General features: G+C 39.0%; 23 protein-coding genes. 17 read left to right on the top strand and 6 right to left on the bottom strand.

Annotation, left to right across the window (positions count from 1 at the left end):
- From ACIQ2D_RS03045 to ACIQ2D_RS03025, 5 genes are all read right to left on the bottom strand, one after another.
- On the bottom strand, nucleotides 1-746 hold a 746-nt coding region (locus ACIQ2D_RS03045; protein ID WP_402859154.1), incomplete at its 3' end, for an ABC transporter ATP-binding protein.
- Nucleotides 747-760: 14 nt separating this feature from the next.
- Entirely contained in the window at nucleotides 761-1,681 is a 921-nt protein-coding gene (locus ACIQ2D_RS03040; protein ID WP_402859151.1) for an ABC transporter permease, read from the bottom strand.
- Nucleotides 1,678-2,610 carry an ABC transporter permease gene (locus ACIQ2D_RS03035; protein WP_402859148.1) on the bottom strand — a complete coding sequence of 311 codons (933 nt, stop codon included), beginning with the start codon at nucleotides 2,608-2,610 and terminating at the stop codon, nucleotides 1,678-1,680. The genes ACIQ2D_RS03040 and ACIQ2D_RS03035 overlap by 4 nt, the downstream gene beginning before the upstream one ends.
- 297 nt (nucleotides 2,611-2,907) lie before the next feature.
- Entirely contained in the window at nucleotides 2,908-4,563 is a 1,656-nt protein-coding gene (locus tag ACIQ2D_RS03030; protein ID WP_402859145.1) for a peptide ABC transporter substrate-binding protein, read from the bottom strand.
- 666 nt (nucleotides 4,564-5,229) lie between these two features.
- On the bottom strand, nucleotides 5,230-6,924 hold the full coding sequence (locus tag ACIQ2D_RS03025; protein ID WP_402859142.1) for an Rqc2 family fibronectin-binding protein: 1,695 nt from the start codon (nucleotides 6,922-6,924) through the stop codon (nucleotides 5,230-5,232).
- Nucleotides 6,925-7,378: 454 nt separating this feature from the next.
- On the opposite strand from ACIQ2D_RS03025, the gene ACIQ2D_RS03020 reads away from it, so the two are divergent.
- The 15 genes from ACIQ2D_RS03020 (at nucleotide 7,379) to spoVM (ending at nucleotide 21,857) form a co-directional block, all read left to right on the top strand.
- Nucleotides 7,379-8,254, top strand: a complete 876-nt coding sequence (locus ACIQ2D_RS03020) for a YicC/YloC family endoribonuclease (RefSeq protein WP_402859139.1) — start codon at nucleotides 7,379-7,381, stop codon at nucleotides 8,252-8,254.
- Nucleotides 8,255-8,296: 42 nt separating this feature from the next.
- Entirely contained in the window at nucleotides 8,297-8,914 is a 618-nt protein-coding gene (gene gmk, locus ACIQ2D_RS03015) for a guanylate kinase (RefSeq protein ID WP_402753678.1), read from the top strand.
- Between the two features lie 4 nt (nucleotides 8,915-8,918).
- A complete protein-coding gene (rpoZ, locus tag ACIQ2D_RS03010; protein WP_402859136.1) occupies nucleotides 8,919-9,146 on the top strand; it encodes a DNA-directed RNA polymerase subunit omega in 228 nt (75 codons plus the stop codon).
- A 205-nt stretch (nucleotides 9,147-9,351) separates the two neighbouring features.
- Nucleotides 9,352-10,362: a bifunctional phosphopantothenoylcysteine decarboxylase/phosphopantothenate--cysteine ligase CoaBC gene (coaBC, locus tag ACIQ2D_RS03005; protein WP_402859133.1), complete on the top strand. Its 1,011-nt coding sequence runs from the start codon at nucleotides 9,352-9,354 to the stop codon at nucleotides 10,360-10,362.
- Nucleotides 10,362-12,776, top strand: coding sequence for a primosomal protein N' (gene priA / locus ACIQ2D_RS03000; RefSeq protein ID WP_402859130.1), 2,415 nt, complete (start codon nucleotides 10,362-10,364; stop codon nucleotides 12,774-12,776). The genes coaBC and priA overlap by 1 nt, the downstream gene beginning before the upstream one ends.
- A gap of 82 nt (nucleotides 12,777-12,858) precedes the next feature.
- The gene (gene def, locus ACIQ2D_RS02995) at nucleotides 12,859-13,353 is read left to right on the top strand and encodes a peptide deformylase (RefSeq protein WP_402859127.1); all 495 of its coding nucleotides are present in this window, start codon (nucleotides 12,859-12,861) and stop codon (nucleotides 13,351-13,353) included.
- Nucleotide 13,354: 1 nt separating this feature from the next.
- Nucleotides 13,355-14,296, top strand: coding sequence for a methionyl-tRNA formyltransferase (gene fmt, locus ACIQ2D_RS02990; protein WP_402859124.1), 942 nt, complete (start codon nucleotides 13,355-13,357; stop codon nucleotides 14,294-14,296).
- Entirely contained in the window at nucleotides 14,293-15,654 is a 1,362-nt protein-coding gene (gene rsmB / locus ACIQ2D_RS02985) for a 16S rRNA (cytosine(967)-C(5))-methyltransferase RsmB (RefSeq protein ID WP_402859121.1), read from the top strand. Before fmt ends, rsmB begins: the two co-directional genes overlap by 4 nt.
- Nucleotides 15,654-16,796, top strand: coding sequence for a dual-specificity RNA methyltransferase RlmN (rlmN, locus tag ACIQ2D_RS02980; protein ID WP_402859118.1), 1,143 nt, complete (start codon nucleotides 15,654-15,656; stop codon nucleotides 16,794-16,796). The genes rsmB and rlmN overlap by 1 nt, the downstream gene beginning before the upstream one ends.
- Nucleotides 16,797-16,802: 6 nt before the next feature.
- Nucleotides 16,803-17,552, top strand: coding sequence for a Stp1/IreP family PP2C-type Ser/Thr phosphatase (locus ACIQ2D_RS02975; protein ID WP_402859115.1), 750 nt, complete (start codon nucleotides 16,803-16,805; stop codon nucleotides 17,550-17,552).
- 2 nt (nucleotides 17,553-17,554) lie between these two features.
- Nucleotides 17,555-19,519, top strand: coding sequence for a Stk1 family PASTA domain-containing Ser/Thr kinase (gene pknB / locus ACIQ2D_RS02970; protein ID WP_402859112.1), 1,965 nt, complete (start codon nucleotides 17,555-17,557; stop codon nucleotides 19,517-19,519).
- A gap of 11 nt (nucleotides 19,520-19,530) precedes the next feature.
- Nucleotides 19,531-20,415 carry a ribosome small subunit-dependent GTPase A gene (gene rsgA / locus ACIQ2D_RS02965; RefSeq protein ID WP_402859109.1) on the top strand — a complete coding sequence of 295 codons (885 nt, stop codon included), beginning with the start codon at nucleotides 19,531-19,533 and terminating at the stop codon, nucleotides 20,413-20,415.
- 3 nt (nucleotides 20,416-20,418) lie between these two features.
- Nucleotides 20,419-21,087 (top strand): ribulose-phosphate 3-epimerase, encoded by a 669-nt coding sequence (rpe, locus tag ACIQ2D_RS02960; RefSeq protein ID WP_402859106.1) that lies wholly within the window; start codon nucleotides 20,419-20,421, stop codon nucleotides 21,085-21,087.
- A complete protein-coding gene (locus ACIQ2D_RS02955; RefSeq protein WP_402859103.1) occupies nucleotides 21,084-21,737 on the top strand; it encodes a thiamine diphosphokinase in 654 nt (217 codons plus the stop codon). The genes rpe and ACIQ2D_RS02955 overlap by 4 nt, the downstream gene beginning before the upstream one ends.
- A 15-nt stretch (nucleotides 21,738-21,752) precedes the next feature.
- Nucleotides 21,753-21,857 (top strand): stage V sporulation protein SpoVM, encoded by a 105-nt coding sequence (gene spoVM, locus ACIQ2D_RS02950; RefSeq protein ID WP_402859210.1) that lies wholly within the window; start codon nucleotides 21,753-21,755, stop codon nucleotides 21,855-21,857.
- A gap of 131 nt (nucleotides 21,858-21,988) precedes the next feature.
- On the opposite strand, the gene rpmB is transcribed toward spoVM, so the two are convergent.
- Complete coding sequence (gene rpmB, locus ACIQ2D_RS02945; protein WP_053584385.1) at nucleotides 21,989-22,177, bottom strand: 50S ribosomal protein L28; 189 nt, start codon at nucleotides 22,175-22,177, stop codon at nucleotides 21,989-21,991.
- A 284-nt stretch (nucleotides 22,178-22,461) separates the two neighbouring features.
- Between rpmB and ACIQ2D_RS02940 the strand changes: the two genes are divergently transcribed.
- Together ACIQ2D_RS02940 and ACIQ2D_RS02935 are read left to right on the top strand one after the other, a co-directional pair.
- Entirely contained in the window at nucleotides 22,462-22,824 is a 363-nt protein-coding gene (locus ACIQ2D_RS02940; RefSeq protein WP_402859098.1) for an Asp23/Gls24 family envelope stress response protein, read from the top strand.
- Between the two features lie 18 nt (nucleotides 22,825-22,842).
- Nucleotides 22,843-24,492, top strand: coding sequence for a DAK2 domain-containing protein (locus ACIQ2D_RS02935; RefSeq protein ID WP_402859095.1), 1,650 nt, complete (start codon nucleotides 22,843-22,845; stop codon nucleotides 24,490-24,492).
- Nucleotides 24,493-24,692: the final 200 nt, after the last annotated feature.

The following is a 24,692-nucleotide window of genomic DNA, read 5'->3' as shown; positions in this document are numbered from 1 at the left end:
TTTGGGTTATAGAAAATATCATTGACAGTACCGTACTCGACGATTTGACCGGCATACATAACTGCTACACGATCCGCTACGTTGGCTACTACACCTAAGTCGTGGGTAATGAAAATAATCGATGTTTTCGACGTTTTTTGGATTTCTTTCATTAACTCTAATATTTGCGCTTGTATTGTTACGTCAAGGGCAGTTGTGGGTTCATCGGCAATTAGTAGCTTTGGATTAGCTGCAAGGGCGATGGCAATCACAACACGCTGACGCATACCTCCTGAAAACTCGTGAGGATACTGCTTAAAACGTTTTTCGGGGAAGGGAATCCCAACTTGTGTTAATAATTCAATTGCACGTTTCTTGGCATCTGCACTCGATACTTTTTTATGTTGTAAAATCACTTCTGTTATTTGACGTCCGACCTTCATAGTCGGGTTAAGGCTCGTCATAGGGTCTTGGAAAATCATAGCGATATCATTGCCACGTATTTTTGACATTTCTTTATCAGTTAGCGGAATTAAATCACGACCGTTGAACAATATTTGTCCCGACTCATAAATACCAGGTGGCTGTGGGATTAATTTCATGAGTGCATTACTTGTAACACTTTTACCTGAACCTGATTCCCCAACGATTGCGAGTGTTTCTCCTTCTTTTAAATCGAAGTTAACGCCACGGACTGCATGAACAATCCCTGCATATGTTTTGAAATTCACTTTTAAATCTTTTACTTCTAAAATTGTTTTACTCATTTTTCGCCACCTCCTTATTTACGTAGTTTTGGATCGAGTGCATCACGTAAGCCATCACCAATAGCGTTAAATGCGAAAATTGTTAGTGAGATGAATATTGCCGGGAAAATTAAACGCCAAGGTGCGTTGGCAATTGCTTTATTACCTTCTGATGCCATTGTTCCCCAACTTGCATCTGGAGCAGGAACACCAAGACCGAGATAACTTAAGAATGACTCTGTGAAAATAGCAGATGGAATTGTTAACGTCATAGTTACTAAAATCGCACCAAGTGCATTTGGAATTAAATGTTTTAATATTAAGTGCCATGTGTTCGCACCTAATGTACGAGCTGCAAGTACGTATTCCTGATTTTTAATTGATAACACTTCTCCACGTACAATTCTGGCCATATTAATCCAGCCGGTAATTGAAAGGGCGATAATCATTGGGATTATACCGGCTTCCATTACCACTAAAAGTACAATAACTACTAAGAGGTAAGGGACCGCTGTTAAAACATCGGCTATACGCATCATAATATTATCAACACGACCGCCAGCTAAACCAGAAATGCTTCCCCAAAGAACACCGATGATTAAGTCAATGACAGCTGCAGAAATTCCAATCAGTAGGGAAATACGTGCACCGGCCCAAACACGAATGAAAATATCACGACCTAAATCGTCGGTTCCAAACCAAAACTGTGCAGAGGGTGGAGCATTATACACACCTAGTTGATCGCTAGCTTTATATGGCGAGAACCACGGTACGAAAGTCGCCATTGCAATGATGATAATTAACGCAATGACACCGATAATCGCCATTTTATTGTGTGTAAAACGGATAAATACTTCTTTCCAAAAGGAGACGGATTTTTCGGCTAGTTTTTCAGTTGCTTCATGATTGCCGCCGACGATTATAAACATATCTTTTTCTATTTGTTGTTGTGTCATGATTTTTTCGCTCCCTTCAATTTGATGCGCGGATCAATAAGGCTGTATAAAATATCAACAATTAATACCGCAAATAAAAGGATGATCGAATAGAACACTGTAGTCCCCATAATTACTGTATAGTCACGGTTTGTAATACTTTGAACAAAGTGTTTTCCTAGACCTGGGATCGCGAAAATATGTTCTACGATGAAACTACCTGTTACTACACCTGCTGTAAGTGGACCTAAGTAAGTGACTACAGGTAGTAGGGCATTGCGTAATGTATGACGGAAGACAATTGTCCATTTACCAAGTCCTTTGGCACGAGCCATTTTTACGTAATCACTATTGTTTTGTTCGAGCATACTGGAACGAGTTAATTTGGCGATAAAGCCCATATGCGTAAAGGCGATTGCTAACGCAGGTAATACACTATAAATGAAGCCTTTCCAGCCACTGATGGGAAATAACTTCAGTTCATAAGCTAAGAAATATTGCATTAATCCCGCTAGAATGAACGAGGGAACAGAAATGCCGAGTACCGCAAAGGAAGTAGCCAAATAATCTGGGAACTTATTGTGATAAAGTGCTGAAAATGCTCCTATTAATACCCCAAACCCTACTGCTAGTAGCATAGCTTCTATCCCAAGCGTTAAGGATACGGGGAAGCTTTCTGAAATCATATCATTTGTAGAGCGTGCTTTATATTTCATGGACTCGCCGAAATTGAACGTTGCTGAATCGACTAAATAATCTTTGTATTGAATGTACCAAGGGTTGTCCAATCCATAAGTTTTGTTTAAATTTTCCTCAATTTGTGGAGGGAAGTTACGTTCACTTGCAAATGGGCTACCGGGAGCAAGACGCATTAAGAAAAACGTAATTGTTATAATGACGAAAAGTGCGAGAAGTATATACAACAGCCTTTTCAAAATGTAATTAATCATATAAAATTCCTCCTTTCAATTATCAATTATCTGACAAATGAACATCTTCGTACTTTATTAATAACATCTTGATGCGATCGCCTATAATGAGACGTATTTAGATTAACTGCCACTACAATTGAATTTATTCCAACATATGTACCTGTCCCTTTATTTTCGGTACATTCAAATATTTGTGCCAAAAACATCTGTGACCCCTCTGAATGAGGTTTAAAAAAGCTGACTCGTGCCGAAGTCGACTACGAGTCAGCTCTTCGCTGTAGAGCTTTCTATCAGATATTACTTAAAAATTCTGAATTATTTGATGTCAACAGATTTAAGTTGAATGTCTCCAAGTGCGTTAGGGGCCATATTAGACACCTTTTCATTTTTTACATAAAGGTTTGTATAGTAGTAGATAGGTGCTACTGGGAATTCAGCTACTGCAATTGATTCTGCTTTTTTCATGATTTCTAAACGTTTTGCAGGATCAGCTTCAGCAACAGATTGTTTCATTAAATCTGTGTACTCCGCATTTTCCCAACCAGTATCATTGTTACCGTTGTCAGCAGAATTGTACATTTCTAAGAATGTATAAGCGTCGTTGTAGTCAGCGATCCAACCAAGGCGACCTACTTGATAATCAAGAACATTAAGTTTCTCTAAATAAACTTGCCATTCAGCATTATCAAGGCCTACAGTAATTCCTAAGTTCTTGCTCCAACCTTCTTGGATGAATTGGGCGATAGCAGCATGTGCTTCAGAAGTATTGTAAGAAATGTTGATTGTAATTTCGCTTGGATCAGTAATACCAAGTTCTTTCATACCAGCTTCTAGTGCTGCTTTTGCACCTTCAATATCATTATCTTTGAAGTAACCACGGTCTTCTTCAAAACCAGCGATTGCAGATGGAACCATACCTAAAGCTGGTTTTTGTTCACCTTTAGTGATATTGGCGATTAAACCTTGACGATCCATAGCTAAAGTTAATGCTTTACGGATGTTAGCGTTACCCGTGAATTTATCTGTTGTGTTTAATTTGTAATTGTAAATTCCTGCGTAGTCAACAATTTGTAAAGAGCCGTCTGCTTTGAAACCGTCGATTGCATCAAGAGCAACTGCTTGATATGGAGAACCTAAGTAGTCGATCTCTCCAGCTTTAAACATTGTTGCAGCAGTTGCTTCATTTTCAACCATACCGATGTTTACTGTTTCAAGTGCTACGCTAGCAGCATCCCAATAGTCAGCATTTTTTGTCAGTACGATTGAATCGCTATGTTTCCAAGTGTCCAGTTTGAAAGGACCGTTCGTTACATAATTTTCATCAGCTTCTGTGTACCATTTGTCGTTACCTTCTACAACTTTTTGGTTAATAGGTAGGTAAGTTTTGAAAGCTACTAATTCTAGGAAGTATGGCGTTGGATTTTCTAACGTAACTACTAATGTTTTTTCATCCTCAGCTTTTACGCCAACATCGTCAGCAGATCCTGTACCTAAGTTATACGCTTCTGCGCCTTTAATCGCATACAGTAACGATGAGTACTCAGATAAATTGTCAGGGTTTAGTGCCCATTTCCAAGCATATACAAAGTCGCCAGCCACGACTGGATCTCCGTTAGACCATTGTGCATCACGAAGTTTGAATGTATAAGTTTTTTGATCGTCACTAATTACCCACGATTCAGCGATTGCTGCTTCTGGTTTAGATTCATCGTTTAAACGAGTTAACCCTTCAAAAACGTTCATTAAGATTGCTCCAGATGTAGTATCTGTTGCAAGTTGTGGGTGTAAAGATGGTGGCTCAGAAGCAATTACTAAATTGAGCTCTTTAGAAGTCGGAGTTTCTGGTGTGCCAGAATCATTGTTTTCTTCTTTTGGTTTTTCAGCCGTCTCTCCACCGAAGCCACAAGCAGCTAATACAAGTGATAATACTGCAAGGACTGTTAGTAATAAAAACTTTTTATTCTTAGTCATGTGAATCCCCCTTATTATAAAATTTAAGCCCTTTGTGAAGCTCATATTCAATATACCAAAAAAGTCATTTCACACAAAATAAAAAAGATTCAGATTATTTAAGGACTATCTGACAATTAGTAGAATGATATTTTTATCTGATTTAGCGCTTTAAATTAAAAAAGTATAAAATTGATAATAAAATGATTATTATAGTTAATTTTTATTGATTAATTGATAAAAAGTAATAAAACACTTTATTTGGTAAAAATATGTTATTTTTGGATTTGGAAAAATGGTTTATAAAAATAAGTCTAAAGTCTTGTGTTTGGTTAATTGAGAAATACGTCGTTTTTTGTAGAAAATACGTGCGTAGGATATGTGATTTATAGATTTTTTTGCTTAGTTACATCATTTTTGTTCTTATATATAAAGGAAATGACACTAAAGAATGATAATTTTGTAATTTATTTTGCATAAAATTCTTATAATATTTTTCGTAAGTTGAAATGGAGAGATTAGAAGAAAGAAAGTATCGGAAAGTTGATTTTTATTATATTAAGAGAGTGTGATTGAAAAATGAAGTAAGGATTAAAGTTTTTTTAGAATAATAATGGTATTTACAACTAAGTCAAAAAAACTGTCCATTTCTAATGTGGCGAAATGGACAGTTTCGTATTAATAAATTTAAGATTGCTTTTTTAACTGTAAGATAACCGTTTCATCAGGGTCGATGAATAGTGTTTTTTGTTCGAAATAAATCACGAAGCCTGGTTTAGATCCGTTTGGCTTTTTCACCTGACGAATTTCTGTATAGTCTACTGGCACAGAAGATGAATCACGTGCTTTTGAGAAGTAAGCTGCGAGAGTTGCTGCTTCTCGTAGTGTTGTATCGTCAGGCTCTGTTGCGTGAATGACTACGTGAGATCCTGGGATATCCTTCGTATGCAGCCAAGTATCTGTACGTTTTGCAATTTTAAACGTTAGCATGTCGTTTTGTTTATTATTTTTGCCAACAGAAATTGGAATGCCAGTTGAAGAGACGAAACGTTCTGGATCTGGCTTTGTTTGTTTTTTCTTTTTCTTTACATGGCGCATTTTTAAATAACCTTGCTCTGCTAGTTCCTCACGGATTTCTTCAATATCGCGAGGAGAAGCTTGCTGTACTTGCTGTGCTAACATTTCGAAATAAGCGATTTCTTCTACTGTTTTTTCTAGTTGCTCTTTGACCATAATCAGTGCATTTTTTGCTTTTGTGTATTTGGTAAAATAGCTTTGCGCATTTTCTATCGGCGTTTTACGTTCGCTAACAGGGATTGTGATTTGTTCGCCAGATTCTGTGTAATAGTTTATAACTGTTACTTCCTTCACGCCTTTTTCAAATGCGTAAATATTCGCCATCAGTAGTTCACCATATAATTGGAACTGGTCGAGCTTCGAAGCGCGGTCGTAATCTTTAGTAAGTTTTTTTGTTTTTAATTTTAGTTTGTCGATTTCATTTTGTAGCCAGCGTTCTAAATCACCTGCTTGTTGCTTCACTCGATCCCGTTCGGCACGTGCAAAAAAGACGCGGTCTAATAAGGCATGAACATTTGGGTATGTAGTGACTTCGCCTTGTAAATGCGTAAGTGCAATTGGTGAAAAATACGTTTTGTTGTTTGCTACTATAAATGTAGGCTGACTGCCACCATCTTTAAATTCCTTCATAAATTGCTTGAAACAAGATAATTTATTTGTTGCATTCGCTAAGCGGAATACTAATTCCTCGGCATGAAGCGGAGAGAAGCCGCCGAATTGGGCTACGATTTCTTTTGCCGTTTTTTCTTCGTTGAAAAATGACTGTAGCTGCTCATCCGAAACAGTTAGTGGATGCCATTTATCCTGTGCAGGTGGTGCTACATATGGCTGACCAGGGAGTACTGTTCTAAAGCTATTTACTGAAGGTGATAGATGTTTTAAGCTGTCGACAATTTTAGATTGCTCTTTATCAATTAAGAGTAAGTTACTATGACGTCCCATCACTTCCGCATGTAGCTGGCGAACAATCGGGTCACCGATTTCATTTTTACTTTCAATTTCTAAAATAATGATGCGGTCAAAATCGTGTTGTTTAATTGAAGAGATAAATCCGCCTTCTATATGTTTGCGCAGAAGCATACAAAACATAGGGGGTTCTGCCGGATTTTCAATCGTTTGGTCAGTTAAGTGAACACGCGCATAAGAAGAATGAATTGAAAACAATAATTTATGATTGCCACCGTTTGCACGAATTTGCAGTACTACTTCTTGTGCATTTGGTTGATGTATTTTTGTAATTCGCCCAGTTACAAGTTGCTGTAAGTCGGCTGTCATTGAATAGGTGAATAAGCCATCGAATGCCATATGAATTCCTCTTTCAAACGATGCAAGCACCGTTGTTTTTTTTTCTATTTTATCTTCATTCAGTAGAAAATTTCCACCTTTATAGGTGGCGAGATGAAGGTAGTTATAGTTTACTTTCAATGGGTGTCCAAACGCCGGCTGAATGAAGATAAAACCTTCGGCGGATGTCACAGATCTTTCGTGCGCGATAGCAAAGCGTCTGCTACAAATTTTTCTGTGCGAAAGCGAAGCGTCAGCAACAATTTTTTTCTGTGCGAAAGCGAAGCGTCAGCAACAATTACACCAAGGCGTAATTGATACGTTTATCATAGCATTTTTAAGGTAAATATTAAATTATAGCTACGATTGTGGTAGAATTACGTTTTGCTCTGTCTAATTTTTTGTGGAGAGACGTCATAAATGATAGAGCTTATGTTATAATAATTTGAGTATGCAAAGAAAGGTGTGACTAACCTTGGTGCGTAGTATGACTGGTTTTGGCAGAGGTGTCACAACAACAAGGGACTTTCAATTAACAGTAGAAATGCGCTCGGTCAACCATCGTTTTTTAGAAATTCATTCGAAATTTCCAAAAGAATGGCTTGAAGCAGAAATTTTTGCGAAAAAGTTAATTACACAAGCTTTATCACGTGGGAAAATTGACGTGATGGTATATGTTAAGGACTTAGAAAATGTCGAGCAATCTTTTGATATTAACTGGTCATTAATCGAAGCGTATCGTAAAGCGAAAGAGCAACTAGCGAGTAAAGTACCACTCGAAGAAAAATGGACGATGCAAGAGCTTTTATCACTAGATCAGGCACTTGTACAAGAAAAACCTCAACTTATGCCACAAGATTTACTAGATGCTGTAGAAAAAGCAGTATCAGCGGCGTTAAGTCAGTTAATACAAATGCGTGAGCGAGAGGGACAAGAGTTACAAGAAGCCGTCGTTCAATATAAAGAACAACTAATGGAGCAAGTAGAGAAGATTCGTCCTTTTTCATCGTTAGCTGTTGAAAAGTATCGCACACGTTTACTAGAGCGGATTGCTGAAGTAACAGAAAGTTCGATTTTAGAGGATCGTTTACTAGCTGAAGTAGGGATTTTTGCTGAACGTGTAGATATTACAGAGGAATTGGATAGATTAGAAAGTCATTTTGGGCAATTTGAAGAAACATTACAGGAAACGGTATCAATCGGTCGTAAATTAGACTTTTTAATGCAAGAAATGCACCGCGAGATTAATACGATTGGTTCCAAAAATCAATCAACAGAAGCTTCTGTAGCGGTAGTTCAAGCAAAAACGATTTTAGAGAAGATGCGAGAACAAGTTCAAAATATCGAATAAAGGTAAGCATCTGCTATCAATAAAGGGAGACTAAGAGAATAAATGATAAAAGAACGTGGATTATTAATTGTCCTTTCTGGCCCATCTGGTGTTGGTAAAGGGACAGTACGTAAAGAATTATTTTCTCAGCCAAACACGAATTATGAGTACTCCATCTCGATGACAACACGAAATCCTCGCGAAGGTGAAGTAGATGGTGTAGACTATTTCTTTAAGACACGTGTTGAATTTGAAGCATTAATCGAACAAGGCGGCTTACTAGAGCATGCTGAGTTTGTAGGTAACTATTATGGTACGCCACTTGCATATGTCAATGAAACACTTGATGCAGGTCGAGATGTTTTTTTAGAAATCGAAGTACAAGGTGCCGCGCAAATTCGTGAAAAAGCACCAGATGCACTATTTATTTTCTTAGCACCACCAAGTTTAACGGAATTAAAAGATCGTTTAGTTGGTCGTGGGACAGAAACAGCGGACGTAATTGCAAAACGTATCGCAACAGCAAGTGAAGAACTTGAAATGATGAGTTTATATGATTATGTTGTAGAAAATGATGAGGTTACAAATGCTTGTGACCGCATCAATGCTATTATTAAAGCAGAACATTGTCGTAGAGAACGTGTCGAAAAAAGATATTTGTCAATGTTGAGAGGAGAATAAACCTATGTTATACCCATCAGTAGATGCCTTAAAAAAAGAAATCGATTCAAAATATTCTTTAGTGAGCTTAGCTTCTAAGCGCGCTCGTCAAATGCAAGAGGAAGAAAATACGGAACGCTTACACAAATATGTTTCTCATAAATCTGTTGGTCGCGCACTTGAAGAAGTAGCAGCAGGTGTATTAACAAGAGTAACACAAGATGAGTCAGCTGTTTACGAAGACGAAATTTAACATTGTTTCAGTAAAAGTGATTTTGCTTGAACAGTGTTAAAGTCTCCTGTGGATGTCCGGGTGTGGTAGTATGCTTGCATGATGCTAGAACTCGAAATAATTACGCAAAAGACATAAATTGGTTTAATGCCATTTATAAAGAACGCTTAAAGCTCCCGAGGAAACATCCTTTGGGAGCTTATCATTTGAAAGGAAGACATTGTACATGAATAAAAACATTTTACTTTGTGTTTCAGGCGGTATTGCTGTCTATAAAGCTGTAGCACTTGTTAGTAAATTATCTCAAGCGGGTGCAAATGTAAAAGTCATCATGACAAAATCCGCAAGACAATTTGTGAATCCGTTAAGCTTTCAAGTGATGTCTAAAAATGACGTTTTTTTCGATACATTTGATGAAAAAGATTCGAGTGTGATTGCACATATTGATTTGGCGGACTGGGCTGATTTAATTCTTGTTGCCCCTGCTACGGCAAACATCATTGGTAAATTAGCGAATGGAATTGCAGATGATATGGTGACAACAACGCTTCTTGCAGCAACAGCGCCTGTATGGATCGCTCCTGCGATGAATGTGCATATGTATGACCATCCAGCAGTAAAACGTAATTTGACACAATTAGCAGCAGATGGTTATAGATTTATCGAGCCATCAGAAGGATTTTTAGCATGTGGCTATGTCGGCAAAGGGCGTTTAGAGGAACCAGAAAAAATTACGGCGCTTATCCTTGATTATTTTTCACCTAAATTAAAACCGTTAGCTGGTAAAACAGTGCTCGTTACAACTGGAGCATGTAGTGTACCACTTGATGATAAGCATGTGATTGGTACCTATGCTAATGGTGAGATTGGTAAAGCCATCGCTGCTGTTGCAAATAGTCTTGGAGCGCATGTACAAATATTCGGAGAAGAAATGCAAGATGCGTATGCACTGGTAAATGAAGTCGAAAACTTTAAACAACAATTTTCAAATTCGATTTTGATTCATGCAGCCAATATGCCAACAGTTGAGCATGCGCCTAAAATTTCTGTTGAGCAGACCTCGATGTCAGTTACATTTGGTCAACCAATCGTAGGAGAGGCTACTTTTAATGTGGAATCGACTGGCTGGATTGAACAAAGTGACGAAGCGATGATCCATGGACAAGTATTTGATACGAGCGATGCCACACAATTTGCGAAAGCTATTTGGTCATTACTTCTTGAAGGAGAAGCATAATGAGTTTTTCAGTAGCAGAGGTCATTGTTGACGTAGCTACGTACCATGTAGATCGTCCATTTGACTATGCCGTGCCACAAGAGTGGCGTGAAATTATCGAAGCGGGCTGTCGCGTGAAAGTACCGTTTGGACCAAGAAATGTACTAGGTTTTATTGTAGGCTTAAAAAATGAAACTGATGTACCGCATAATAAAATTAAACCGATTGCTCAAATTCTCGATATAGAGCCAGTCTTAACACAAGAAATGTTGAAGATGGCAAAATGGCTAAAGAACGAAACGATTTGCTATGAAATTGATGCTTTGCAGGTGATGTTACCATCTGCTTTACGTGCTAAATATGAAAAAATTGTCATCTTGCAAGTAGAGGTAAATAATCTGCCACTAGAAGTACAATCACTATTTGGTAAGCGACAAAAAGCAAACTTCAAAGAGTTTGAAAAAGCGGAGTTACTGCCTGTATTAAAAGAACTAATAGCAAATGGAAGCGTGAAAATTGAGAACCACGTCAAACAGCAAGGCAATGTTAAGGAAGTGCGCATGGTGGAAATTTCAAACGATGCGCATGCACTCGAACGAGCATTAGAGTCAGCATCTAGAGCGGCTAAGCAACGTCATCTTATTTCTTGGATGCAAGAGCATCTAGGTGAAATAATAGCACCGCACCAAATATATGAAGAGACTGGTACGTCCTCTGCTGTATTACAGGCAGTTATTGAAAAAGGGGCAGCTCGATTTGTGCAAGAGGAAGTTTACCGAGATCCATTTACGAAGGATGTTACTCGCTCGCAGTCGTTACAACTAACACAAGAGCAAGATGTTGCGCTGAAGGCTATAACAAAGTCGATGGATGCTGCAGATGCTACGACCTTTTTACTCCGAGGGGTGACGGGGAGTGGTAAGACAGAAGTGTATTTACAAGCAATTGAAAAGGTGTTAGCTGAAGGAAAAGAAGCCATCATGCTCGTTCCGGAAATTTCATTGACACCGCAAATGACAGAGCGTTTTCGTAGTCGTTTCGGTGAGCTGGTCGCTGTAATGCATAGTGGGTTATCGGTTGGAGAGAAGTATGATGAATGGCGTAAAATTCAACAAGGCAAAGTGAGTGTTGTAGTTGGTGCTCGTTCGGCGATCTTCGCTCCGTTTACGAATATTGGGCTTATTATATTAGATGAAGAGCATGAGTCGACATATAAACAAGAGGATTCACCTCGTTATCATGCTCGTGATGTGGCTATTTGGCGAAGTCAGTTTTATGGCTGTCCAGTTATTTTAGGGAGTGCAACACCAGCGCTTGAGTCCTTTGCACGTGCCAAAAAAGGTGTATATACATTGCTGTCTTTAACACAGCGCGCGATGAATCAGGCACTGCCAACTGTCTATGTTGCGGATATGCGAGAAGAACTTCAAAAGGGTAATCGTTCTATGTTTTCGGAGCAACTTATTGAAGGAATCCGTGTACGACTAGAACGTAGGGAGCAAATGGTGCTGTTTTTAAATCGTCGGGGTTATTCATCGTTTGTGCTATGTAGGGACTGTGGGACAGTTGTGCAATGTCCAAACTGCGATATTTCATTGACCTATCACCGTACGCAAGAGAAGTTGAAGTGTCACTATTGTGGTTACGAGGAACATGTTCCTCAAATATGTCCGCAGTGTCAAAGTGAGCATATACGTTATTTTGGTACGGGTACGCAAAAGGTCGAGGAAGAAATTTATAAGCTATTCCCTGAAGCAAGGGTACTTCGGATGGATGTCGATACGACAAAACATAAAGGTGCACATGAAGAGATTTTACAGGCATTTGGTGAAGGGAAAGCGGATATATTACTAGGTACACAAATGATTGCAAAAGGACTGGACTTTCCAAACATTACACTTGTGGGTGTACTAAGTGCAGATACATCGTTGCATTTACCAGACTATCGTGCAGCAGAACGCACTTTCCAACTATTGACGCAAGTAAGTGGTCGTGCAGGACGTCATGATAAACCTGGAGAAGTGGTAATTCAGACATATACGCCAGAGCACTACGCTATTGAGCTATCCAAAATGCAAGACTATGAACCGTTTTATGAGCGTGAAATGTTTTTACGTAGACGCTCAGGCTATCCGCCGTACTATTATGTAGCACTAATACAAGTGTCGCATGAGGATGTTATGATGGCTGCTGAGTACGCAGGTCGAGCTGCTGATTGGCTTCGTGCGAATTTATCGGAGAAAGTAGCGATTATCGGACCAACGACTGCAAGCATTAGTCGACTCCAAAATAGATATCGCTATCAATGTTTGATAAAATATAAAATTGAGCCAAATCTGATTCCAGTGCTTCAGCGGTTACTAGCAATGTACCGTGCAGACTGGATTAAACAAGGCATATTAATGACGGTCGACTTAGACCCGTCTACTATATAAAAAAGGTTAAAGAGCCACGCACACTTGATAGCGAAGCGGCTATTGTGGTGCTTTAACCTAGATTAAGAAATGAGGAATTAGAATGGCTATTAAAGAAGTTGTAAAACACCCAGCGAAAGTATTATCAACGCCTTGTGCGGAAGTAACTGAAATTAATGAAGAAATCATCACACTTTTGGATGATTTATATGACACGATGGTGGAGTATGACGGCGTAGGTATTGCTGCACCACAAATCAATGTTCCATTACGTGTGGCAATCGTTGAACTAGGTGAAGAGCGTGACGTTTTAGAAATGATTAACCCAACTGTTATTGAAACAGAAGGTGCTGAAGTTGATGTTGAAGGATGCTTAAGTTTCCCTAATCTTTACGGCGAAGTGGAACGTCCTGAATACGTGAAAATTGAAGCGTGTGACCGTGAAGGCCGTGTGTACGAACTTGAAGCAGGTGGCTTTGATGCGCGTGCTATTTTGCATGAAATTGACCATTTAGATGGTATTCTATTTGATTCAAAAATAAAACGTGTGTTGACTGAGGAAGAACTAGAAGCTATGTACGCTGAAGAGGAGGAATAAAATGACGTCAATTGTTTTTATGGGGACGCCGGATTTTTCCGCACCAATCTTACGTATGCTTTATGAAGAGGGATACGACATTAAAGCTGTTGTCACGCAACCAGACCGTCCAGTTGGTCGTAAGCGTGTATTAACACCACCTCCTGTAAAGGCCGAGGCGCTAGCGCTTGGCTTACCAGTTATACAACCTGAAAAGCTACGTGGTTCTGAAGAGTTACAACAAATACTTGATTTGCAACCGGATTTAGTGGTTACTGCAGCTTTCGGTCAAATTTTACCAAAAGAATTGTTAGATGCTCCACCGCTTGGTTGCATCAATGTCCATGCATCACTATTACCAAAATACCGTGGAGGCGCCCCGATCCATCAAGCAATTATTGATGGTGAAAAAGAAACGGGTGTCACGATTATGTATATGGCTGTGAAACTTGACGCTGGTGATATTATTTCACAAAAGGCAATTGCAATTGGCGAGCAAGACCATACAGGTGGCATGTTTGACAAACTAAGTGTCGTGGGTCGTGAATTATTAAAAGATACACTTCCTTCTATTATAGACGGCTCAAATACACGTACAGTACAAGATGAGTCTAAGGTAACATTTGCCAGCAATATTTCGCGCGAGCAAGAGCGTATTGATTGGACAAATGATGCTACAACTTTATACAATCAAGTACGTGGACTACATCCGTGGCCTGTTGCGTATACAACGTTTGAAGAAGGAAACTTCAAAATTTGGTGGGCGCAAGTTGGCAAAACGAAGCATATTGAGACACCTGGTACAGTGGTAGCAATTGAAAAAGAATACTTTGAAATTGCAACAGGTAACGGCGAATCACTTGCTATTTATGATTTACAACCAGCTGGTAAAAAACGCATGACAGCAGAAGAATATCTGCGTGGTACCGGTTCAAAATTACAGATCGGGGACCAGTTTAAATGAGTAAAAAAAGTGTAGTTATTTGGGACGGCAATGTGCGTGATGCAGCACTGTCAATCCTGTTAGCAATCGATAAAAACCAAGCATACAGTAATTTATTATTACACGAAACGATTAAACGCCATAAAATTGAAGCGAAAGACCGTGCTCTACTGACTGAAATTACGTACGGTACATTACAATATAAAATGACGCTTGATTATTATTTAGAGCCGTTTGTTCGCGGGAAAATAGATCACTGGGTACGTTGGTTATTACGATTATCTTTGTACCAAATGCATTACTTAACACGTATTCCACCGCATGCTGCAGTAAATGAGGCGGTAGAAATTGCAAAGCGTCGTGGACATCAAGGGATTGCTTCGACGGTTAATGGCATTTTACGATCAATCTTACGTCAAGGCGTACCTTCATTAGACGACATTAAAGACCCAGTTGAACGTCTTTCAATTGAATCTAGTCACCCACACTGGTTAGTGGAACGCTTTGTTAAAAATTATGGGGTGGATGTTGCAACAGAAATGCTGCATGAAAATAATATACCGCCTTTGCAAACAGTCCGTGTCAATGCCACTAAAGCAACAGTAGCTGAAGCCATTGCTAGTTTAGAGGCTGAAGGTTTAACAGCGAAGCAAAGTGATATGATGCCAGAATGCTTACATGTAACGGATGGTCAACCAGCTCGTACGCAAGCATTTAAAGATGGCCTGATTACAATTCAAGATGAAAGCTCGATGATTCCAGCAAATGTCTTAAACCCTACACCAGGTATGCGCGTCCTAGATATGTGTGCAGCACCAGGTGGAAAAACTACGCATTTAGCCGAAATAATGAATAATGAGGGCTCAATTTTAGCCACAGACCTTCATCCACATAAATTAGATTTAATTGACCATAATACTGAACGTCTAGGACTTGAAATTGTGCAAACAGCGCCAATTGATGGGCGTAAAGCTCCAGAGTTTTTACAAGTAGAATCTTTTGACGCAGTACTTGTCGATGCACCTTGTAGTGGATTAGGTGTGATACGTCGTAAACCTGACATTAAGTATACGAAGCGTGAAGAAGATTTAGAAAACCTTCAAAAAATTCAATTAGCTTTACTTGATGCAGCAACAAAAGTGTTAAAACAAGATGGCAAACTGGTCTACAGTACATGTACGGTCGATCAACAAGAAAATGAGGGCACTGTACAAGCCTTTTTAAATGAGCATCCAGAAATGGAAGCAATACAACTAGAATCTTTACCAACAAAATTAGCGAAAAAAGCAGTGAATGGTATGCTTCAAGTCTTTCCTCAGGACTTTGGTAGTGACGGTTTCTTCGTCGCAGCCTTTCGTAAAAAAGGAGAATCCAACTAATGGTGGATCAAGAAAAATTTAATGAACGTATTACCGACTTAGTCGAAGAAGCAGAAGACAAGCCGGTACGTCGTAAGAAAAAAGAAAAACCAAATTTAAAAGAATCTATTTATTCTTTACAACCTCATCATTTAGAAGAATGGTTAAAAGAAAATGGTGAGAAGCCTTTCCGTGCTTTACAAATTTTTGATTGGTTATACAATAAACGTGTAAAAACATTTGAAGAAATGTCTAACCTATCAAAAGGCTTACGCGAAAAGCTAGAAGAAAGCTTTGCATTAACAACACTTTCAACAATTATCCAACAGGAATCGAAAGACGGCACAATTAAGTTTTTATTCCAACTTCAAGATGGGTATTCTATTGAAACGGTGCTAATGCGCCATGAGTATGGAAATTCTGTTTGTGTCACAACACAAGTTGGTTGCCGAATCGGCTGTACGTTCTGTGCATCTACTCTTGGTGGGTTAAAGCGTCATTTATTAGCAGGAGAAATAGTCGAACAAGTCGTTAAAGTACAACAAACGTTGGATGAACTGGGCGAACGTGTAAGTCATATCGTTATTATGGGAATCGGAGAACCATTCGATAACTACGATGCGATGATGAACTTCTTGAAAGTCATCAACCATGAAAAAGGGTTAAATATTGGTGCGCGACATATTACAGTATCAACATCAGGAATTGTGCCTAAAATTTATGAATTTGCAGATGAGCAATTACAAATTAACTTTGCCGTATCCCTACACGCACCAAACCAAGAGGCGCGTCAAAAGTTAATGCCTATTGCACGTGCATATAAATTGGACGAATTAATGGAAGCTGTTCGTTACTATACGAAGAAAACAGGGCGACGTGTAAGCTTTGAATATGGTTTAATGACTGGTGAAAATGATTCAGTTGAAATTGCAGAAGAATTATCGGCACTTATTAAAGGGATTAAATGCCATGTGAACTTAATTCCTATAAACTACGTACCAGAACGTGATTATGTTCGTACTGCCCGTAGTCAAATTTTTGCTTTTGAAAAAACATTAAAAAAGAATGGTATTAACGTAACAATCCGCCGAGAGCAAGGTTCTGATATCGCAGCTGCGTGTGGCCAATTACGTGCGCAAGAGAGATCTGAAGAGACGAGGTGACCTGTGATGAAATACACAGTCGAAAGTGATATTGGGTTAAAAAGAGCGATAAATGAAGACCGTGCTGCATTTTTTAAACGTCCAGATGGCTATGAACTTGCATTAGTTGCAGATGGCATGGGTGGTCATAATGCTGGCGATGTAGCGAGTGATATGGCAATGAAGCAGATGGAAACCGTATTTTTACAAGCAGAAGCGCATCATTTTGAGTCAACAACATCAAAAAAAGAATGGTTACTACAAGCAGTAGAACAGTTAAATACAACTATTTATGACTATTCTTTATCACACGAAGACTGTAAAGGAATGGGTACAACGTTTATAGCCGTGTTAATTGAACAAAATCATTGCTTAATTTCACATATTGGTGATAGTCGTGTGTATTATTTCTTTGACGAAGGTGCAAAACAAGTAACAAAGGATCACTCATATGTAAATGTACTGGTTGAAAATGGTGAAATTAGTGAAGAGGAAGCGTTAACGCATCCAAAGAAAAATTTTATCTTAAAAGCAGTTGGTACTGAAGAAACTATTGAGCCGGACTTTTATGAATTGGAGTTAGCACCACAGTCGTATTTACTCGTATGCTCGGACGGTTTAAGTAATAAACTATCGGTACCTGAAATGTCATCGATTATCACATTTCCAGACTCGATGGAAGAAAAAGGACAAAAACTTGTGAAACTAGCTAACGCTAGTGGGGGCGAGGATAATATTTCCCTCGTCCTGCTCACATGGCAACATGAGGAGGTGTAAGCATGCTTGTAGGAAAAAGAATTAGTGATCGCTATAAAATTATAGAGCTCATTGGTGGTGGCGGCATGTCCAATGTGTATTTGGCGCATGATGTCATTTTAAACCGTGATGTTGCGATTAAAGTATTACGCTATGATTTTACAAATGAAGATGAGTTACATCGTCGTTTCCAGCGAGAGGCTTTATCCGCAACAAGCCTTACACATCCAAATATTGTTACTATTTACGATGTAGGTGACGATGGGGACTTACATTATATTGTGATGGAGTATGTACAAGGGAAAACTTTAAAGCAATACATACAGGAATTCGCACCGATTTCCCCTGCGCGTAGCGTGCACATTATGAGGCAGCTAACGTCAGCTATTGCGGATGCGCATGAAAATCATATTATTCACCGTGATATTAAACCGCAAAATATTTTAATGGACGGCGAAGGTAATGTGAAAATTACGGATTTCGGTATTGCCATAACATTAAGTTCAACTTCTTTTACGCAAACGAACTCAGTACTTGGGACTGTTCATTATTTATCGCCAGAGCAGGCACGTGGTGGAACAGCGACGAATAAATCAGACATATATGCACTTGGTATTGTGCTGTACGAATTATTAACAGGTGAATTACCGTTTTCTGGGGAGTCTGCGGTGTCCATTGCACTGAAGCATTTACAAACAGAGACACCTTCTATACGTGCGTTTGATGCCACTATTCCGCAAAGTCTAGAAAATGTGGTGTTAAAGGCAACGGCGAAAGATCCTGCCCATCGTTATGCGACTGTAGAAGAATTACAGGCGGACTTAGATACGGTACTGTCTCCTACGCGCATCCATGAAAAGAAATTTGCCACGCCCATCGATAACGATGCAACAAGGGTGATCCCGATTATTAAGGAACAGCCTGGTCAAGTGAACGAAGATTTAACGGAGACTAGAGCGATGGAGCCAATTAAGCAAACGGTACCAAAAAAATCAGCAAAAAAAGAGGCTCTAGTTAAGAAAAAGAAAAAAAAATGGCCAAAAGTTGCAGCTGGAATTGTAGCAGCTATTGTGATTGTTTTCCTATACTTATTTTTAGCAACAGATGTATTCAGTCCGAAAAAATTCGCTGTACCGAGCGTGGCTAATAAGACGGTCGAAGAGGCTACAAAAGAACTAGAGTCAGTGGGATTTGTTGTTGGGGATCTGGTTGAACGAAATTCGGAGGAGATCGAGGCGGGGAAAGTCATTGAAACGGACCCAGAAGAAGGGACGGAACGTGTCAAAGGAACGGAGATAGACCTAATTGTCAGTCTAGGTGAAGAAACATCCAAAATGGTTGATTACACTGACCGTTCATTTGCCCAAGTTAAGTCACTAATAGCCGATGAGTTTGCGGATATTGAAGAAAAGTATGAGTACTCAGATAAACCTGAGGGGACAATCATCCGCCAAATTCCAGAGGCGGGTGAGGAGATTGTGCCAAAAAATACGACAATTGTTTTTACTATAAGTCTTGGAAAAAACAAGATCACTGTTAAGGATGTTAAGGGGCTTACAGAGGCAGATTTAAAAAGCTATGTGAATTCTGTAGGCTTAGAGTACCGCGTAGAACGCAAGGAACATTCTGAAACAGTTCCTGCTGGCAGTGTGATTTCGCAATCGCCAAATGCCGGTAGTAAGTTAGAGCCAGGTAGCACCATTTCGGTTGTATTAAGTAAAGGACCAGAGAAGAAACCAGATAAGGTTCGCCAAATATCTATTCCAATTCCATATGAACCAGCAGTGGATGGTATGGAACAAAAGATTCGTGTTGAAATTCAAGATAAAAACCGTACTATGGCGCAGCACGAAGAATTTACCATTACAGAAGATCATGTTTATGAGATGGTCTTAGTAATTGCTGAGGGTCAGGAAGCAGCGTATAAAATTTTACGGGATTCCAGTATTTTTGCTGAAGCAACATTTAAATATGATGAAATAGAATAAGGGGGAATTTGATGGCGCAAGGCCAAATTCGTAAAGCATTAAGTGGTTATTATTATGTATACGACGGAAAACAACTTATTCAATGCCGTGGGCGAGGGGTATTTCGTAACCGTGGTGAATCTCCGCTCGTTGGAGATTTAGTTGAGTATACGGTTGAAACGGAAGGTTCTGATGGCACGATTCAAAAAATAAATGAGCGTCAAAATGAGCTTGTCCGACCGCCGATTGCCAATATCGACCAAGGTATTTTGGTATTTTCTGTAAAGGAACCGAATTTTAATACAATTTTATTAGACCGTTTTCTAGTTGTCTTAGAGTCATTCCATGTGCATCCCATTATTTGTCTAACAAAGCTGGATTTGTTAGCAGAAGATGAGCGTGAGGAATTACAGGGCTACATCGAGGATTACGAAAAAATGGGGTATACTGTATTACAAACATATAAAGATGAAGTAGAGTTAGTAGAACGTTTACAGCCGATTTTAAAAGGCAAAACGTCTGTATTAGCGGGGCAATCAGGTGTTGGGAAGTCAACATTATTGAATACCCTCATTCCTGAATTGAATTTGAAAACGGGAATCATTTCACAAAGTTTAGGTCGAGGAAAACATACAACACGACATGTCGAGCTAATCGAAGTATGTGATGGATTGTTAGCAGATACCCCAGGATTTAGCTCTTTCGATTTTGATGAAATTGAAAAAGAAGAGTTGGGGGCATGTTTCCCAGAAATGGATCGTGTTTCAGCCGATTGTAAGTTTAGAGCTTGCCTTCATATTAAGGAGCCTAAATGTGCAGTTAAGGCAGCGGTAGAGAAAGGTGAAATCCGAGACTATCGTTACAAGCATTATGAACAATTTATGCAAGAAATTATGGATAGAAAGCCGAGGTATTAAAAGATGATACAAATAGCACCATCGATTTTAGCAGCAGACTTTGCAAAATTAGGCGAAGAAGTGAAAGAAGTAGAGCAAGCAGGCGCAAAACTTATTCATATTGATGTGATGGATGGACATTTTGTGCCAAATATTTCATTTGGTTCTATCGTGTTAGATGCCATTCGTCCATTAACAGATTTACCATTAGATGTACACTTGATGATTGAAAATCCAGATCAATATATCGAACAATTTGCAAAAGCAGGGGCAGATTATATTACGGTCCATGTGGAAGCTTGCCGTCATTTACACCGTACAATTCAGTTAATCCGTTCATATGGTGTGAAACCGGGTGTCGTGTTAAATCCGCATACGCCAATTGAGTCGATTCAACATGTTCTTGAGGATATTGACATGGTGTTATTCATGACAGTTAACCCAGGCTTTGGAGGTCAGAAATTCATCCATTCTGTTGTTCCAAAAGTAGAAGCGTTATCAACGATCATTAAAGAGCGTGGCTTAAATATCGATATTGAAATTGATGGCGGTATTAATGCTGAAACAATTGTGCCATGTGCTAAGGCAGGTGCGACAATTTTTGTAGCGGGCTCAGCAATTTTTGGCAAAGAAGATCGTACAGCAGCATTACAAGAAATTTTAGCGGCTGGTGAAGCAGCGATTCAAAAATGACAACCATCGTCGTTTGTGCAGGAGGACCAATAACTGAGCTTTGTTCTTTTTCGCCTTATAAGGGGCGGGACGATGTGTATTATATCGGAGCGGACCGAGGTGCCTTGTATTTAATCGAGCAGGGTATTACTCCACATGCAATTGTGGGAGATTTCGACTCGTTATCACAAGCGGAATATGGGCGAGTAATGGAACATACGAATGATGCACAGCGCTTTAAAGAAGAGAAGAATGAAACTGATACGGATTTAGCACTGTTGAAGGCACTTACGTATGCACCGACTGAAATTGTCTTAACGGGTGTAACTGGGGGGCGTCTTGACCACTATGAGGCTGCTGTTCGATCAATTTATCGACTACAGAAAGAAAACCCTTCGATTGCATTGAAAATCGTCAACGATGCGAATACCCTTCAATTTTTACTGCCAGGTACACATGTTATCGAAGCAGATGAACGATTTCGCTACTTGTCATTTTTCGCACATGAACAACCTATAGAGGGCGTTACATTACGTAATGTTAAGTACGAAACGACGAATGAACGTATCTCATTAGGTTCATCTCGTTTTACGAGTAATGAAATTATTGGAGCATCTGGGTCTATATTTTTCTCACATGGCATATGTTTAATGATAAGAAGCATAGATTAGTGTGAGGGGGAGAGGATCCTGAAAGTATATACATTTCAGTTACCGAAATTTGTAAGTAGTATTACGCGCACATGTATCCAGCTTTTCCGAAAAGATAAGAAAGAAAAAAAACCCGACTAAAGATAGTCGGGTTTTTTCATTTAGTAATTTTAAATGAATGGAAAATTGCTAAATGAAGATACTAATTATTAGTTAGAATGAAAAAAATCGATTTGCGCTCGAGGCGAAATCGATTTTTTTATAAGCGGTGATTAAACGCGCTCAACTTTACCTGATTTTAATGCACGAGCAGAAACCCATACACGTTTCGGTTTACCGTCTACTAAGATACGAACTTTTTGAAGGTTAGCTCCCCAAGTACGTTTAGAAGAGTTCATAGCGTGGGAACGGTTGTTACCAGTACGAGTTTTACGACCAGTGATTACACATTGTTTTGGCATGTTGTATTCCCTCCTTACTGTTGATGCTGAAAGATTATTATTTCAGTTCGGTATTTCACATACCATAATAATTTAACATACGTCAGCGTTCAGTGCAATAGTTTTAACATAACCTTTCAAGAAAAAAACCTTTACAGGCATTTAAGCTGCATGAAACGTAAAAATAGAATGCGCTTTCTTATTTACATCGTGTCCAAACTAGACGAAGATGAACGTTTTCTTTTATAATCACACTTAGTGTAGTACAATATATATTAGTCAAAAAGAGCCAAGGGGGCATTTCTATGTCAATTGAATTAAATAACGAATTCGGCCAAATTGATATTTCAACGGATGTACTTGCACAAATTGCAGGAGGCGCTGCTGTAGAATGTTACGGTATTGTCGGCATGGCATCTAAACATCAAATTCGCGACGGTCTAACTGATATTTTACGAAAAGAAAACTTTGCTAAAGGTGTTGTCATTCGACAACAAGCCGAAGATTTACATATTGATATGTATATAATCGTAAGCTACGGTACAAAAATTTCAGAAGTTGCGTATCAAGTGCAATCTAAGGTGAAATATACAGTTAACAAAACATTAGGTATGAGCGTGAAATCTGTCAATATTTTTGTACAGGGCGTTCGTGTAGCGAAAGTGTAAGAGGAGGAACAAAATCGAATGCAGTCATTAGACGGATTAAAATTTGCTGAAATGGTGCAAATGGGTGCGCATCATTTATACCAAAATGCAAATTATGTAGATTCATTAAATGTATTCCCAGTACCAGATGGCGATACTGGCACAAATATGAACTTATCGATGACTTCAGGTGCGAAGGAAACAGAACTTCAAGCATCAGAACATATCGGAAAAACAGCTCAAGCTTTATCGAAGGGCTTACTTATGGGTGCACGTGGTAACTCAGGCGTTATTTTATCGCAATTATTCCGTGGCTTCGGTAAGTTTGTAGAAAAAGAAGCGACAATCGATGCAAAGGGCTTAGCAGACGCTTTCCAAGCTGGTGTAGATACAGCATATAAAGCGGTTATGAAGCCAGTAGAAGGAACGATTTTAACAGTAGCACGAGAAGCGGCGAAAAAAGGCGTGGAAGTGGCTGAATCAGAAAATGATCTTATTGCTGTTATGGAAGCATTCACGAAGGAAGCAAAGGCTTCTCTTGATCGTACACCAGAACTTCTTCCTGTATTAAAGGAAGTGGGTGTTGTCGATAGTGGTGGTCAAGGTTTACTATTTGTTTACGAAGGTTTCCTTGCTTCACTGAAAGGCGAGCCGTTACCAGAGAAAAACGACGCAACACTAGATGATTTAATCAATGCAGAACATCATCGTGCACAGGACTTCATGAGTACAGCAGATATCGAATTCGGTTACTGTACTGAAATCATGGTACGTCTTGAAGATGATAAAGAACCATTCGATGAAGAGAAATTCCGTAATGAATTAAACCCACTAGGTGATTCTTTACTTGTTATTTCTGATGAAGAAATTGCTAAAGTGCATATTCACTCTGAACAACCAGGTTCAGTATTAGCAATGGGGCAAAAATATGGTAGCTTAATTAAAATTAAAGTCGACAATATGCGTGAACAACATTCAGCAATCGTCGGCGAAGACCATAAAGCATCACCTCAAGCGAAAAAAGTGGAAAAACATCCGTATGCAGTGGTAACAATTGCAATGGGTGAGGGTGTAGCTGAATTACTACGCTCAATTGGTGCTTCTTACGTAATTGAAGGTGGACAAACAATGAACCCTTCGACAGAAGATATCGTAAAAGCTGTAAAGGCAATTGGCGCTGAAAAAGTGTTAATTTTACCGAATAACAAAAATATTGTGATGGCGGCAGAACAAGCTGTTGAGCTATTAGATATTGAAGCTGCAGTTGTACCAACAAAAACAATTCCTCAAGGGATGGCTGCAATTTTATCTTTCAATCCAGAGGTAGCGGTGGAAGCAAACCAAGCGACTATGACAGAAGCTTTTGCGCACGTGAAAACTGGTCAAGTAACTTTCGCTGTTCGTGATACTTCGATTGATGGTGTTGAAATTCATAAAGATGACTTTATGGCACTTGCTGAAGGCAAGATTGTCCTTTCAACTCCAGCACTTAAAGATGCAGCTGAGAAAGTGATTGTTGACTTAGTTGATGAAGATTCTGAAATCGTGACGATCATTTATGGTGAAAATACGACAGAAGAACAAGCAAATGAACTAGCAGCGTTTATCGAAGAACGTTATCCGGATGCCGAGGTAGAAGTATTTAACGGCAAACAAGGATTATACCCATATATTATTTCAGTAGAATAGTCTTAGCTAATTTGTAAATAACAAAATGGAAGCAGTGCACAAATTGTGTACTGCTTTTGCTTATTGCAGAAGGACTACTGCTTTAGATGATAAGTGGTAATTATTGCAACGTAAATTTTCTGAAATTTGATAAGGTAGTGCTTTACTTTTATTATGCCTATCAAGCATGATATAAGTAAGGGTCAATGTTATTATTCAAA

Origin of the sequence: Lysinibacillus sp. NPDC097287 (assembly GCF_044761695.1) — a bacterium.
Lineage (GTDB): Bacteria > Bacillota > Bacilli > Bacillales_A > Planococcaceae > Lysinibacillus.
Note: the sequence above shows the minus strand (reverse complement) of the source record. Positions and strands in the feature narration are given on the sequence as shown.